The organism is Solibacillus sp. FSL K6-1126, assembly GCF_038003445.1.
GTDB lineage: Bacteria > Bacillota > Bacilli > Bacillales_A > Planococcaceae > Solibacillus > Solibacillus silvestris.
Genome location: NZ_JBBOPD010000001.1, coordinates 456655 through 471922, shown reverse-complemented (window position 1 = coordinate 471922; position 15268 = coordinate 456655). Strand labels below are relative to the sequence as shown.

The window sequence follows — 15268 nt, the reverse complement described above, 5'->3', positions numbered from 1 at the left end:
TATCTGTAAGCGACACGGGCAATGGGTCTCCCAACAAAGGAAGAAAAACTAGAAGAAAAATATAAAGGGTGAAAAACTCAGTGTCTGACACACAGTCAAACTTACATTCTAAATGAGGGGGTTTAGAACGCTATGGCTGAGCTAACAAACTCCTGGAGGAAAGTTGTTAGCTCAGACTTATTTGTACTGTATTACAAATAAGCTCTTGCTACAGTTATAATGATAATGATTATCAGTATCATTGTCAACCCGTTTCCAAAAATCTTTTTAACTATTTTTTAAAGAACGGCGATATTGGTACTGTTTGTATTGGAACAACATAAAGCAACCGATACAAAAGCCTAAAATTGCTACAAATGATGCAACTGCCACCATAATCGTAAAGCTATAGGCAACGACTGGCAGATTAATAGCAAACCCTGCTATTCCGCCTGCCAGACATAGGCTCGCAATCGCTGAATTGAACTTTTGCTGTCCGATCTCTTCAGGAATATATGACTTAACATCTTTCGTTAAAAACAATTTTGCAAAGCGCATAATTGGATTAAACCCGGTGAAAATCCCAAGTAAATTTGCAATTAACGGAATGCCCAAAATCCAGAATTGTCCTGACACCCATGTGATAACGACTGATAAAAATATTACCCACTGATTTACACGAACTAATGGTCTTGGTATAGAAATCGGTTTCGTCATTAAAAACCAACCTTTCTTATCTGTTTTATTCATTTTAGCGTTTTTCACCTCGTTTGGGAAGAGAAATGGTATAGTAAATATAAATATTTTTTTAGAAAAGGTGATATGTATGCCTGCACTTTCTTATGATCAAGTACGACAATTAAATTCCTATAGTATTTTTACCGAAGAACCTGACCGTCCATTATTTACATTGGCGAATCTACATAAAGACTTCTATTTGACGGATTTCCGCAATTTAATGATGGGCATTACAAATGCTGCTACAGAAGCTGCAGCCATTTCCCACTTCGGACGTCGCTACGGCATGTTTGTCGCAATGCAGTTTTATATGCTGACTACGTATGATGAAGTTTGGGACGGCAAGCCTGAAGATCTGCGCTTTGCTATTGTACAGGAGTTCGGCATTCATACACTCGGGATGTATATAAATCCAAATGATTTCCGCTATGTGGAAGATGATGAGCGCGAACGAGTGATGACGGACATTTTATACAAGACATCGGTCGTCATTGGCCAGTTGCGTAAAACAACGTCCATTTCGCCGCTTACTTTATGGGAAAATATTTTCGGATACATGCTTTGGCACTTCCATACATTACTCGAAAATCCGGCATTGGCTGACCGCGCTTTCGAGGACTTGGACATGCTTGAAGATAAAAATGTTTGGCGCTACTTCTCGGACAAATCGCTGTTTTTAAATTATACAGGCGGAAAAAGCCCTTCCGCTCTCATCAATCAGCCTGTCCGCAAAAGCTGCTGTTTTTCAAAAGACATCCCTGGCTTAATGGCTTGCGGATTTTGCCCGATGAAATAAGGTTTTGTTTTAAGTGCCGTTTAGTAATCGCGGCACTTTTTTATTTGGACCGGATTGCTGGGGGCACGTTTTCTAATATATCGCTTACTTTTTCTAATATCGCTTGAAAAATTCTAATAAACCCCTGATGTTCTAATAAAGTAAGCCGATGTTCTAAAAAAGGGCCGAGATGTTCAAATATAGGTATCCGATTTTCTAATAAGTATCTCCGTTTGTCTAATATCCGGTTCAACTTTTCTAATATCGCGGCAACCACTCAAGCGCAAAACAAAAACGATGCTATATACTTCATAGCATCGCTCCACTTTCTTATTTCATTGCACTGTTTTTCAATGTTGTTGCTATTACTTTGGCGCCATCAAGCAATGCCTTTGCATCAAAGGTCATTTTCGGATGATGGAGTCCAGGACCAAGATCTGCGCCAACGCCGATCATCGTTGCCTTCAACTCAGTATTTTTGATCGTATAGAAATGGAAGTCATCGCTTCCCGGTGTCATTACTGCCGGTGCTAAACTTTGCTCTCCAAGTGCTTCAACAATCGAGCGTTCTGCAATTGCAGCCGCTTCCGATGATACTTCCGCACCTGGTGTAACATCCATCCAATCCCATGCCACCCCAGTATCGAACATCTCCGCAATTTGTTTCAAGCCTTTATCAACTTCCTGCTGTACTTGCGCCAATACTTCATTTTTCTGTGCACGCACGTCGATCGAGAAGGTCGCATTACCTGGAATAATATTGACACTACCGCCATCTGCTACAATTTTCGTTATCTTCGCAGAGTAGACTTCAAATGGATCAACATGAATATTTTTCAGCATCTGCTGAATCGCTACGACGACATCAATCGCATTTTTCCCCTGATGCGGACGAGCGCCATGTGCATCAATGCCAGTAATTGTCCCAGTTAAGAATGCTGCAGCACCATGATAGATTGCAGGTGAAACTTTCCCTAATGGCAGCTCTTCCATCGGACGTAAATGAACACCGAATAAATGGGTAACATCTTCCATTACTCCGCGGTCAATCATCGCCAATGCCCCGCCACCTGTTTCTTCAGCCGGTTGAAAAATAAATCGGATTTTCTTTTTCAAAGGTTCATTCTTTAATGCATAGAGCGCACCTAAAACAATCGATATATTTGCATCATGTCCACAAGAGTGATTTGCCTGCATAACGCCATCCACTTCCTGCCATAGTGCATCAATATCCGCGCGAACCGCAATTGTTTCTTCGCCTTTTCCGATTTCCGCGACAAGGCCAGTCACATCGTTAAATTTTTTATAGCTTACGCCCATATCATCTAAAATTTCTGCTAATTTTGCTGTTGTTTTTATCTCTTTCCAGCTTACTTCAGGGTTTGCATGGAAATATTGAAACCAATCAAAAATCATTTGTTCCGTAGAATTAACCGCTAACATGAAACGCACCTCGAATATTATTTAGTACTTCTATTATACAGTACAATTTTCGCATACTACATTATTAGTGCCTAAAAAAACGACATCTATCCAAACAGTTTCGCTGGATAGACGCCGTAATATTTTTAAATTCATTTTAAAAACTCCTTTATAAGCTTGAGAAAAACCCTTGCGGATATTGAGTGCGTTCTTCACTTTCCGTTACCTCTTGCTGCTCAGCTAATTCAAATTCCATCTCTTCGTCAAATAAGTATGTTTCAAACGTCGACTTTAAAAGTGTTGACATATCATTTCTCCCCTTTAATTATTTGAATTTTTAATTAATTTAAATAATATAATGGATTTTCAAGAAAATCAACAAATAAATGCACTTAATGCATAAAAAGTATTAAATCTATCTATTTTCGAGATAAATAGAAAAGCGCCTGAAATTAAATTTCAGACGCTCTCTTTTTTATGAAATGGCCACTTTTGAACCGTTTTCTTTATTTCTAGTAACATATTGAATCACGAACATAATTCCAAATACAATAAGTCCAATTGTATCCGATAATGATTCAGGATAAATCATCGCTAAACCTGCTGCCAATAAAACAATGCGTTCAATCCAGCTCACAGGGCGATACCAGTAGCCAATAATTCCAACACCTATTGCAATCATACCCATGACTGCAGTAAACACTACCCATAAGATTTGCCAGATCGTTACATCAATCATAAGCAATGCCGGTGAGAAGACAATCATATATGGAATAATGAATGCCGCGATAGCAAGCTTCGCGGAGTTCACACCAGTACGAATCGGATCTCCTCCTGAAATACCGGATGCTGCAAAGGCGGCGAGCGCTACAGGTGGTGTAATATCCGCAATAATACCGAAATAGAACACGAAGAAGTGTGCTGATAGAACTACAATCAGTGGAGCTGCACTTGCCGGTACATCCGGTGCAAGTAATGCAATGATAGCCGGTGCAGCAATCGTTGATGTAATAACATAGTTTGCCGTTGTCGGTGCACCCATACCTAAAATTAACGAAGCAATCATTACAAAGAATAATGTAAGGAGAATACTGCCACCTGCTAATTTTACTAAGCTGTTTGCTAGAGACAGCCCTAGACCTGTCTTTACAACAACACCGACGATAATACCCGCACAAGCTGTTGCAGCAGCTACTGCTAATGCCGAACGTGCACCATCAACCATACCATCGATAATTTCTTTAAGACCGAATTTCACATCCGGATTAATAAACCCGACGATGATACAGGAGATAATACCGTATAGCGCCGCATGAATTACCGGTACACCTGACATCATGAGGATGATAATCAATACAATTGGAATAAGTAAATAGATTTTCTTGAATACTTTACTGCGATCTGGCATCTCTTCATCTTTTAAGCCACGTAATCCTAAACGCTTCGCTTCAAAGTGTGTCATGATCCAAATACCTGTAAAGTATAAAATTGCCGGAATGGCAGCTGCCTTGGCAATATCCCAATACGTAACACCGCGACCGATAAACTCAACCATTAAGAATGCTGCAGCACCCATAATCGGCGGCATTAACTGACCACCTGTTGATGCCGATGCTTCTACTGCACCAGCAAAGTTTTTATTGTAGCCGAGACGTTTCATCATCGGAATTGTATATGATCCGGAAGTTACTACGTTCGCTACAGAACTTCCTGAAATTGTGCCTTGTAAAGCAGATGAGAAAATCGCTACTTTGGCAGGACCACCTACTAATTTTCCGGCAACCGAAATCGCTAAATCATTGAAGTATTCCCCTACCCCTGTTTTGACAAGGAACGCTCCAAATAATAAGAACGCGAAAATAAACGTAGAAGATACTGCTAGTGGTGTCCCTAAAATCCCGTCTGTCGAGAAGAACATTAAGTTCACAATACTATCCAAGCTTTGCCCGCGGTGTGCCATAAAGTCCGGCATGTACTGACCATAAAATGCGTAAAGTAAAAACAGCCCCGCAATTATTGTGATTGGCAATCCGACCGCTCTACGGGCACCTTCCAATACGATAATTACCGCCAGAATTCCGATATAGAAATCCATTGTTTGAAGTTGACCTAAACTTTGAACAAGCCTGTCATAATTGATTACCCAATAACTCCCTACAACAATAGCAATAACAGCCAAAATATAGTCATAAAACGGAATTGTCCGTTTTGATAGCTTACGGCTTGCCGGGAATAATAGAAACACAAACGTCAGTGCAAATCCAATGTGAACCGTACGCTGGATTTGCGCTGGAAACTGTCCGAAAATTGCCGTGTATACTTGAAAAAGTGTAAATGCAAGCAAACCAAAATAGATAATATGCTTCATGAAATTTTGAGGGTTACGCTGATTCGATTCCAAATCGTATTTTTCCAATAATTCCTGCTGCTGTTCCAAAGTAAGTGATTCGTGTAAAGCTCCAGGATCTAAAGCCGCTTTTTTGTCAGTCATCTAATTCGACTCCTTTCATTTTGTCATATAAAGACAATCTTTGAATTGTTACTAAATAGGATTTCCCACGTACTAAATGCTTTTTTAAAGGAATGACTTTGCCTTTATGCTGAAGATTTAATTTATAGTTGACATTCCCAATATGTAACGTAAATTCTTCTAATTTTGCATCGTTGTATTGAAGTGTATAAACACCATCTTCATAATGAAGAGTCTGCCCTTCCTCTGCATGTCCGGGCATCCCAATAGCTACATCGGTGTATTCCATTGCAAGCAGCTGAAATTCGTTTGTAGGCAGCACTTTATAGCTCTCTGTCACATCCGTTAAATGTATGGAATGGGTGAAAACCAGCTGGAACTCATTTTCATTCTTTAACGGCAAAAAGTGTTGTACCGGCTTTTCTACTCTTGTCTCTGTAAAAGTTATGCTCCGTTCAAAAGGAATAAACCAAACGATAACACTTAGAAGAACAAGGATGATAAAAATCCATTTTTTCATTTGGATGATCACTCGCTTAAATATAAAAATACAACAAAGGCCTCTGAAGCTTTTTTTGCGACAGAGGCCCTTAGTTTTCCCTAATTACTTTACTTCGTCAAAGTATCTTTGTGCACCTGGGTGTACTTCAATACCGATTCCGTCTAAGCCTGTTTCAGCTTTAATAAATTCGCCTTTAGCATGACCAATTTTATCTGTATTATCATAGATTGCTTTTGTCATTGCATACACTAAATCTTCTGGCAGGTCTTTATTTACCGCTAACATTGCACCTACAGAAACAGCAGGAACTTCTGCTTCTAAACCATATGTGCCAGCAGGAATATTATCTACTGCATAGTAAGGGTATTTCTCGATTAATTCTGCTGCTTTGTCTGCTTCAACCGGAATAATGTGTACACCATTTGTAGCATTTAAAGCTTCTACAGCACCAGTTGGGTAACCAGCTGTAATGAATGCTGCATCAATTTGACCTGATTGAATACCATCAGTAGATTCACCGAAGTCTAAGTTTTGTGCTTGAATATCATCTTCAATTGATAATCCGTGGATTTCCAATAATTGCTCAGCGTTTGCATAAGTACCAGAACCTGGTGCACCTACAGAAACTTTTTTACCTTTTAAATCTGCAAATGTTTTAATGCCAGAATCCGCTAATGTGACTAATTGAACTGTTTCTGGGTATAAAGCTCCTAATGCTACTACAGAGTCAATTTTTTGTCCTTCAAACATTAAAGTACCTTGAGTTGCATAGTAAGCAATATCAGTTTGAACGAATGCAACTTCACCATCACCTGCAGCTAAAGCTGTCATGTTTGCAGCTGAAGCTTGTGATACCTCAGCAGTTGTTTTTACCCCTGTATCCGTTGTAATTAAATCCGCAAATGTTCCTCCTAATGGATAGTAAGTCCCTTGCGTACCACCTGTTAAAATACTTAAAAATTTAACATCCCCGAAATCTGCTTTTTCAGAACCAGAATCCGTTGTGTCAGTACCAGTTGATGTTTCAGTACCTGATGATGTTTCAGCCTCATCATCCGCACCACATGCAGCCAGAACTAAAATGAATGCACTTAGCACTAATAAGAAAAGCATATTTTTAGACTTGAACATGAAATTATCCCCCTTTTTACCTTATTATAGAATTCATTTTACATACACAAATATTCAAAAGTCAATTAATATCTTAAAAGTCTAATTATTCAGTATTTTTTAATCTTCTATTAAAAGCATAAAAGTGCTATAGAATGATGTTTTTCACTAACTCTTTTAAATTCCGAAATCAATTTCTTCTATCAAATTATGTAATGTTATGCATAATAAATGTATAAATTTATTTTTCTAATATATGATATCTACAACTCGAATTGCATCTCTACTTCTAATTTATTACTTAAAATAAAAAAAATACCTTTTCTCACTTTTGGAGAAAATGGTATTTTTCGTGTTTAGCATTCGATTCCGTGCTTTAACTATTACTTAACTACCCCACATACAATCCGAGCTCCCGAATTCCCTGATGGGTCTGTTTTATAATCGTCTGCTTTTTCGTGAATGACAACAGATGTGCCATCTTCATCAAACAGGGAATTTTCTTTCCCTTTTTCAAGTGTAAAATCGGCTGTCACAAAGTTTAATTCCACTTCACCTGCATCATCCACAGTAATATTCGGAAGATCCCCTAAATGTGGGCCTGCTGGATTATCGACGCCATGCTGCTTTTTCGTTGGATTGAAATGGGCACCTGCCGATTCAAAGCTTGGAGGTTCACACTTCCCAAACTCATGTAGATGGATTCCGTGATCACCCGGCGGTAAATTATTTAAAACAGCAGTCAGTTCGACTCCTTTAGATGATTCTTTAAATAAGATTTCACCAACTAGGTTGTTCTTTGTATCATACATCTGCGCCTTCGCAGATAATGCTTCTGGTGCACTTACCGGGACGGCTTCCTTTTGAAATAAATTACATCCGCTTAATAATAGTACACATACAAATAAGCTAATTACTCGCACACTATCCCCTCCTTGCAGCTAGTATTTCAATAAAGAAGGCTGATTATACAAAAAAGCCACCCAAAATTTGAGTGGCTTCTTTCATATTAGTCTAAAATTTTGATTGTTACTGAACGGCGGCCCCATTCGTAGGCGTTATCTAAATCCGGAATAAATACATCAATTTTATTTCCCTTTATTGCCCCGCCTGTGTCAGCTGCAATGGCTTCCCCATATCCTTCAACCCAAACTTTTGTCCCTAACGGAATGATTCGTGGGTCTACTGCAATTACTTTTAAATTTGGATTGGCGCGTAAATCGGTACCATTTGCCGTTGTACCTGAACATCCTTCACAATAGGCTGTGTATGCTGTCGCTTCAACAGTCATTGTTCTTCCTGTATCAGGAACTGAACTTGTTGAAGTTTTCGCTTGTGTACCGCCTGTCGCGCTTTTCACTTCACTCTTGGCATACTCCTGTTGAGGTCCGGATACTGTAATGGCGTCACCCGGATAAATTAAATCTGAATCGATATTGTTCCATTTTTGTAACTGATCAACTGTTGCATCATGGGCCAATGCAATATGGAACAACGTATCGCCTGGTGAAATCGTATATACTTTCTCATCATGACCACCAATTTTTAATGTATCCCCAACAAAAATTGTATTACTATTTAAATTGTTCAATTCCTTTATCTCTTCAACTGATGTTTGAAACTGTTTACTTATTTTATAAAGTGTATCTTCAGGTTGGATAGTATAAGTATCTGCAGAAGCTTGAGATGCAAATAGCCCCCCTGTAGCGAATACTCCTGCCAATAGAACTGCCATTAATTTTTTCTTTGTCAAATTTCTGTCCCTCCATATTTCCCAAATAAATTTAATTTGTTTTGACTCTGCTTTAACCTTACAGCAAATACATTGCAACACGATGACGCGGATATGAACCCTCCATTACAAGCACATTGCAGAGCTTTTGGATAATTATTACTAAATTTGAAGCGATTTATACATAGATTTTCCATTTTTTTGCGAAGTGACAGGAAAAGAAGAAATAATAAATGGGAATTCGTTTTCAGACTTATTACAAATCCGCCTATTCCTTTAATAATTCTTTCAATTTTGACGATATAAAGTGAAACTTCAATCAGTAGGGGTGTTCATCCCCTACTGGTTGTTAGTTGAACCAATCGGGCTTTTACGGGCTATCGAGCTCCCGCCTAGAAGCGGGAGTTGTACTGCCCGTTAATGCGGGACAAATGAAAAGGAGGGATTACTATGGAATTAAACGCCATCATGTCAGCTCAGCTTGCCTCGCTACAGCAAACTGTGCAGATGAGTATTTTAGACAAGGCAATGAATACCGGCGCGGCAACTGCTATTCAAATGATTGAAGCAATGCCCCAACCGCAAGCAACTCCAGCACCCCACCCTTATAAAGGACAAATGATTGACGTCCAGGTTTAGTTTTAAAAATAAGAAAGGACGCTCATCATTTTACGTGAGCGTCCTTTCTGTTTTTAAATACAGGTTTTGCATTTGGCAGGATTGAAGATATTAGAAGATTTTTTTAGTAATTAGAAATTAGACCTGTTATTGGCACTTCTGAATCACATATTAGCAAAACGAGGAGACATTTTAGAAATTCTTCATACTATATTAGATAATCCAACTTTAATTGGACAATCGAATACGCTTTTTTGAATTTTTTCATTTAATTAGAAAAACATCATCCCTTAATGTAAACCGCACGTTAAATTTCGGTTAAACACTTTTAAAAAATCATTTTTCGGGTATAACTAATAGTACAATGATGATATAAACAAAAAGGAGTGATTATTATAGGTATCCATACGTTTTTTACCAGTTTAAATGATTTAGAGCGTATCATCCGTTGTCCGGGCCGCTTTAAATTTGAAGAGCATAATGTGGCAGCACACTCGTGGAAGGTTTCGCAGTATGCGATGTTTTTTGCAACATTGGAAGAACGTGCAGGCAGTCAAATTGATTGGAAATCGTTATATGAAAAGACGATTAATCATGACTTTGCCGAAGTGTTTATCGGGGACATTAAAACACCTGTCAAACATGCAAGCGTTGAACTAAAGCAAATGCTTTCACATGTCGAAGAGAAAATGATGGAAAAATTTATTCTGGAAGAAATTCCGCTTGATTTACAGGATGTATTTTTTGACCGTATGAAAGAAGGCAAGGATCACACAATTGAAGGACGACTGCTTGAATTTGCCGATAAGCTGGATCAGTTTTACGAGTCATTTTCAGAACTGAAGCGAGGAAATACCGACAAAGAATTTGTGCATATGTATGAAACTGCACTAAGCAAGTTACTGTTGATCGATCTGCCGGTATCTGTAGACTATTTCCGCAACGAAATTTTATCGGATGTTGTAACGGAAAAGACAGTCATCGATATTGCACTTTTAACAGAAAATATTTTACAGCAGCATACAGAATAATAACGGAAGGCTTCCTAATATATAAGGAAGGCTTTTTTATTTTGGTAATAAATCCAGCTTTTGATTTCGAAAAACTTCAATAAAACCATTCAAATTATTTGACTTTTTTTTAAAAACATACTTTATTGCATTCCACATTAACTTACTATAAGATAACAATAAGGCTACGTTGTACGTACGAATATTAAGTTTTAACCTTTATACTTATACAGGGAGTTTTACATCGATGTTGGAATGGCGTGCCTGGACTCTTTTGACTTCAGGATAGACAGGATAGCATTTGCGAACACCCACTTTGAGGAGTGGTGGTTTAAAACTTTCTATAATAACTACGGCAATGTGGCTGCTTACATAAGCAATACAGCCATAACAACATACAGACACTTACACGAATTTATGTGTAGGTGTTTTTTTATTTTCCTTTTCCTGGTATCATCTGAATATAAAATCTATAACCTTGAAGGGACTGAACTATGCGCAGATGGCAATATTTTTTATCTAACTGATTAAAAAATATTGGAGGTAATTAAATTGATACAAGAACTGAATACTAAAAGATTGTATTTGAGAAGAATGAAAACTTCAGACTCACCCAGCTTGTTTAAAATATGGTCTGATCCACATGTAACTGAATTCATGAACATATCCAGCTTTACACATGAAACTCAGGCGAAAGAAATGATCGAACTGCTTGAGGATTTGGCTCAGGACGGTAAAGCTGTTCGTTTCAGCATGATTGAACGGGATTCGAATGAAATAATAGGTACGTGTGGATTTAACGCTATAGATTTTGACAATGCAAAGGCGGAGATTGGTTACGACATTGCCAAAGCCTATTGGGGCATGGGATTTGCTCCAGAAGGTATTAATGCGTTACTGGATTGTGCTTTTGAAGCTTTGAAACTGAATAGAATTGAGGCAAAAGTAGAACCCGCTAATGTCAATTCAATCAAGGTTTTACAAAAACTTAATTTCAAGTTTGAAGGAACTCTTAGACAATACGAAAAATCTAAAGGAAACTTTATCGACATCAATATGTATTCACGATTAAAAACAGACTAATTTAGTTCCCCTCCCTACTGCCTGTACCTTCAATAAGATATAGGCCTTTATTTTTAGTAACTCTGCAAATTTGCTCAAACAAAAAAAGGCTGGGACAGAAGTAGAAATTTCATAAACTAAGGAGAAAAACCTTATTAAGAAACGGATGTTTTATAAAATTGATTGGAATGGAGGGCGAGTGTAGCTGACAGCTACGCCTTTCGCTACAAGCAAAGCTTCCTGCGGGAATAGCGTGACGCCTGAGACTAGGAACAAAAGCTAAGAACGCCACCTCCTGTGGCAACGCTTTTGTGACCAACATCCTGTTGGCCTCACGCCCGCGGAAAGCGTCCCGGAATGGAAATCAATTTTTACGCTCAGCAAAAAAAGCCATTTTTCTCTAAGAGAAAAATGGCAATTTTGGGTTATGTCCCACCCTCAAATAATTCGCTATCCCTTATAGATCAATGACTCTTTTTCAAGCAGAATCGGTCCAGTACTCGTTCTTACTATAAAAGAAGAGTGGTTTAAGTAATCAGCTAAAACAACCGCCCCAACGCCTAAAATCTCCACTTGGACATCAACACGGTGAGCACTTTTACTTTTCTGCAGCTGAGAAAAAATTGGTGTCAACTGATCGAGTTCCTGCAACCTTTTGCAGTATAAAATAATATCAATATCACTGTTTTCATGGCAAACAGTGATTCCTGTTGCCATCGAAAAACCTACACTTCCGCCAATTCCCCATTTCAAACCATCCAATACCTTTTCGATATAAGTAAGCGACTGAATATGGGTCGCAGGATATGAATTTGCCAGAACATCAAACGGCCGAATTACTCGTTTAATGTTAGATATATTTGTAATCGCTGCAAATCGTTTAGATCGATTGTCCCCACGAAAGCCTATCGCAACTTTCCCGTCCTCTACTTTCATTCGTCTCACAACAGCAATGCCTTGAGCCATTTCATCCTCATTCATCCAATCAGGATATTGACCAAAGTAATCAATCTGATCCATGGACTTCAAAAACACTAGATCATGTACAGTTAGTTCCATTGTTGTGCGATTTTCCCACGTACAGCAATCGATGCCTTACGACCATTTTCAACCGCTATTGTTGATTGAATTCGATTTGCCAACGTTCTATCTCCGGACTGAATAATATCTTCTTTTGCCGATGTAATCGAATGAATGACTTTTTGAACTTGTTCATTAGTTGGTTCGTCTGCGTTAATACCGTCGATTAACTCATATAATGCACCTAGTGTTTTGAATGAATGGACATCATACGCCATCGATGGAACAGACTTCGCGAATTCGTCCAATTCTTCAACAGTACGCATTGTAACAAGAGCTGCAGACTTCTTGGACATTACATGTACTTGCACTTCTGAATCATCAAGCGAAATAATACGGTTTCCTTGCATACCGTGTGCCAGAAATGCCCCTGAAATTGCTTTTCCTACAACACATGTAACAATTGGGTGCCCACTTTGTCGAGCAACTGCATATGCCTCAACACTTGCTGCACACGCTAAATAAATGCCGAATAATTCTTCATGGTAGCCGAATGCCTGACCCGGAACATCGACAATTGGAACGATTAATCTCTTTTCTGCTGAATCCTTATCTTCTTCGATTGCCTGACGAACATATTTCGCAACCGTCCAGGCTTCCTGCAGACCAAACTCCCCATTGCGGGCACGGTAAAATTTATTTTCACTGTTTGGCACAACAGCAATGAAACGAGCTTTTTCTCCATTTAAATGGGCATCTGCCACTAAAACAGATGGCGTTTCTGAAATTGATGGTGCGTTATTTGTAAATGCATTAAACCACGTACGGCCTCTGCTTGTATTTTCCCCATCTGTAATCGTTGCTTCACCAGCTGCCAATTCCGATCGGTTACTTAAAATCTCCTGGGCTTCATCAGTACCGATTTTCTGTTCAAACTGCAAATGGTTCAGCGTATTTAAGAATGTATCGTACTCCATTGTTCTTTGTTTGAAGTTGTTATTTGTCCATAAGTTTTCCAGCGTATCTAAGTAATTGACAACATCATCCTCAATAACAGCATCGACTAATTTCGAATTGTAGCGCATTGATCCGCCAATCATTTTCCAAATGAAAGGTTTCTGTTTTGCATTTAGCTCTTGAATACCCGCTTCTTGCTGAACTACTTCAGGGCCATTCATACCAAGTCGACCTTCTCGTGTCATGATTAGAGCAGAACAAAGTCCAGCTGTTAGAGACATCCCTCCGAAAGAACCGACTTTCCCCGGAATAATGCCGATTACAGGTACATACTTTTTCAAAGCAACAATCGCCGAACTAATTTCAGCAATCGAAAGCAACCCGTAGTTTGCTTCTTGGAGACGAACGCCGCCTGTATCGTAAATGATGACCGGGTAAATCAGTTCCCCTGCTTCACAAGATTCATATGCACGCTCTAAGGCACCTGCAAATTTCGCCCCGGAAACTTCACCGATTCCCCCACCTTGGAAACTTCCTTCTATTGAAATAACTAATGAACGGCGACCTCGAATTTTCCCTAGCATTATGATCATCCCGTCATCACTTTGCGGTACGATATTTTGCGCTTCTAAATGTGGTGATTCAAAAAAGTCGAATGGACCTAATATTTCATTTGCTGTTCCTTCATCTAGTAGTAATAGTGCACGTTCTCTTGCCTTACTCTCTACTATACTTACAGGTAATTTAATAGAATTATTCACCGAAAACCACCTCCGCTGCCTGTGCAAGTCGTATCGATACGACACCTGGTGTTGCCCCGAAATCATTAATCTTAATTGAAGCCAATATATCTTGCTGTAAAACAAAACGCTCCACTACTTTTTGCCAAGTTTCAGCATAACCCGTAATACCTGTACGAACTTCTACTTTTGTTTCCGAGCCTTCGATTGGCTGGATCAGTATTTCTAAATCCCCAGATCCTACAACCCCAATATGTGCTTGCTTAGTAACCGGACGATTTGCCTGAAACGTGTAATTCAACTTTTCCATGCTGTGCACCCCTTTTCAGTTTATCTGACATATTAATTACGAATAATGTGGCCGCCAATAAATCAGCAGATCCCCCTGGAGATAACCAGTGCTTAATATACAACTCATCTAGTTTCTTCATATTTGAAATTGAAAAGTTTGTTAGCAGTTTCTTTGCTTCCTGTTTCGCAAACTCCAATCCTTCCAGACCGCCTCGATGAAGTAAACAAGTGTCGTTTAAATTTGCAATCAATACTAGTAACGTATGAAGTTTCGCATCTCTTAGCGACATCCTTTGAGCCGCTTGTAAAAATGCTGGCAAACTAAACTTTTGAATATGAGGGAACGCCTGCTGTGCTTCTTCTCTGGCACCTGGAATCCCATAATTCTCTTTCACTTTACTTCCGTTTGTTTTGGACTTTGGAATATATTGATCCGGAAGATTGGCCATTTCCGCAGCATCATTAAATACTTGCGGGAAGAGCACTTGGCCCTGTCTTCGAGCTATTGCGGAACAAAGTAATCCAATCGACCAGATTGCCCCTTTATGCGTATTACTATTTTCAGTAACCGCAAACATTTCCTTTTCACCATTCCGTCCAATTGCACCAAATTGTTCCCTTATTTCTACTGTTGGCTGTCGGTTGAAACTCAGCATTGCCATTTGATAAAACGTATTGTGCAAAGAATGTGCTGAATTCTGCATTTTTGTTAAAGATAAATCATGATGTGCACCATTATTTTCTGTATCTACTAAACCTGGCTTTGGTGTCAATTGAACTTCTTCGATTAATGCTGCAACAGCCTCATCAGCAATCCGTTTACAAATTACATGCTGTTTCAT

The 15268-nt window shown here is 38.9% G+C and carries 16 protein-coding genes and 1 other RNA gene; 5 read left to right on the top strand and 12 right to left on the bottom strand.

Going from position 1 to position 15268, the window contains the following annotated elements; genetic code table 11:
* Positions 1–267 precede the first annotated feature (267 nt).
* Complete coding sequence (locus tag MHH44_RS02295; RefSeq protein ID WP_340799478.1) at positions 268–696, bottom strand: DUF4395 domain-containing protein; 429 nt, start codon at positions 694–696, stop codon at positions 268–270.
* A 109-nt stretch (positions 697–805) separates the two neighbouring features.
* On the opposite strand from MHH44_RS02295, the gene MHH44_RS02290 reads away from it, so the two are divergent.
* Entirely contained in the window at positions 806–1513 is a 708-nt protein-coding gene (locus MHH44_RS02290) for a Fe-S oxidoreductase (protein ID WP_014824888.1), read from the top strand.
* Between the two features lie 309 nt (positions 1514–1822).
* On the opposite strand, the gene MHH44_RS02285 is transcribed toward MHH44_RS02290, so the two are convergent.
* The 7 genes from MHH44_RS02285 to MHH44_RS02255 form a co-directional block, all read right to left on the bottom strand.
* Complete coding sequence (locus MHH44_RS02285; protein WP_340797676.1) at positions 1823–2935, bottom strand: amidohydrolase; 1113 nt, start codon at positions 2933–2935, stop codon at positions 1823–1825.
* Positions 2936–3083: 148 nt separating this feature from the next.
* A complete protein-coding gene (locus MHH44_RS02280) occupies positions 3084–3221 on the bottom strand; it encodes a hypothetical protein (protein WP_340797675.1) in 138 nt (45 codons plus the stop codon).
* Positions 3222–3389: 168 nt separating this feature from the next.
* Positions 3390–5405, bottom strand: a complete 2016-nt coding sequence (locus MHH44_RS02275; protein WP_340797674.1) for a TRAP transporter permease — start codon at positions 5403–5405, stop codon at positions 3390–3392.
* On the bottom strand, positions 5398–5904 hold the full coding sequence (locus MHH44_RS02270) for a DUF1850 domain-containing protein (RefSeq protein ID WP_008406236.1): 507 nt from the start codon (positions 5902–5904) through the stop codon (positions 5398–5400). Before MHH44_RS02270 ends, MHH44_RS02275 begins: the two co-directional genes overlap by 8 nt.
* A gap of 84 nt (positions 5905–5988) precedes the next feature.
* On the bottom strand, positions 5989–7017 hold the full coding sequence (locus MHH44_RS02265; RefSeq protein WP_008406235.1) for a TAXI family TRAP transporter solute-binding subunit: 1029 nt from the start codon (positions 7015–7017) through the stop codon (positions 5989–5991).
* 362 nt (positions 7018–7379) lie between these two features.
* Positions 7380–7919 carry a superoxide dismutase family protein gene (locus MHH44_RS02260; RefSeq protein WP_340797673.1) on the bottom strand — a complete coding sequence of 180 codons (540 nt, stop codon included), beginning with the start codon at positions 7917–7919 and terminating at the stop codon, positions 7380–7382.
* A gap of 86 nt (positions 7920–8005) precedes the next feature.
* Positions 8006–8749: a LysM peptidoglycan-binding and 3D domain-containing protein gene (locus tag MHH44_RS02255; RefSeq protein ID WP_340797672.1), complete on the bottom strand. Its 744-nt coding sequence runs from the start codon at positions 8747–8749 to the stop codon at positions 8006–8008.
* Between the two features lie 429 nt (positions 8750–9178).
* On the opposite strand from MHH44_RS02255, the gene MHH44_RS02250 reads away from it, so the two are divergent.
* From MHH44_RS02250 to MHH44_RS02235, 4 genes are all read left to right on the top strand, one after another.
* On the top strand, positions 9179–9367 hold the full coding sequence (locus tag MHH44_RS02250) for a YjfB family protein (protein WP_340797671.1): 189 nt from the start codon (positions 9179–9181) through the stop codon (positions 9365–9367).
* A 365-nt stretch (positions 9368–9732) separates the two neighbouring features.
* Positions 9733–10377: a YfbR-like 5'-deoxynucleotidase gene (locus tag MHH44_RS02245; RefSeq protein ID WP_008406231.1), complete on the top strand. Its 645-nt coding sequence runs from the start codon at positions 9733–9735 to the stop codon at positions 10375–10377.
* A 158-nt stretch (positions 10378–10535) separates the two neighbouring features.
* A non-coding RNA gene (gene ssrS / locus MHH44_RS02240) (6S RNA) lies at positions 10536–10727 on the top strand.
* Positions 10728–10908: 181 nt separating this feature from the next.
* Entirely contained in the window at positions 10909–11439 is a 531-nt protein-coding gene (locus MHH44_RS02235) for a GNAT family N-acetyltransferase (RefSeq protein WP_340797670.1), read from the top strand.
* Positions 11440–11868: 429 nt separating this feature from the next.
* Here the strand turns inward: MHH44_RS02235 and MHH44_RS02230 are convergent, their stop codons facing one another.
* Genes MHH44_RS02230 through MHH44_RS02215 form a run of 4 tightly spaced genes read right to left on the bottom strand, consistent with a single transcriptional unit; the run spans position 11869 to position 15268 of the window.
* The gene (locus tag MHH44_RS02230) at positions 11869–12477 is read right to left on the bottom strand and encodes a malonate decarboxylase holo-ACP synthase (RefSeq protein WP_340797669.1); all 609 of its coding nucleotides are present in this window, start codon (positions 12475–12477) and stop codon (positions 11869–11871) included.
* On the bottom strand, positions 12468–14156 hold the full coding sequence (locus tag MHH44_RS02225; RefSeq protein ID WP_340797668.1) for a biotin-independent malonate decarboxylase subunit beta: 1689 nt from the start codon (positions 14154–14156) through the stop codon (positions 12468–12470). Before MHH44_RS02225 ends, MHH44_RS02230 begins: the two co-directional genes overlap by 10 nt.
* A complete protein-coding gene (locus tag MHH44_RS02220; RefSeq protein WP_008406224.1) occupies positions 14149–14445 on the bottom strand; it encodes a malonate decarboxylase subunit delta in 297 nt (98 codons plus the stop codon). Before MHH44_RS02220 ends, MHH44_RS02225 begins: the two co-directional genes overlap by 8 nt.
* Positions 14399–15268 carry a triphosphoribosyl-dephospho-CoA synthase gene (locus tag MHH44_RS02215; protein WP_340797667.1) on the bottom strand — a complete coding sequence of 290 codons (870 nt, stop codon included), beginning with the start codon at positions 15266–15268 and terminating at the stop codon, positions 14399–14401. Before MHH44_RS02215 ends, MHH44_RS02220 begins: the two co-directional genes overlap by 47 nt.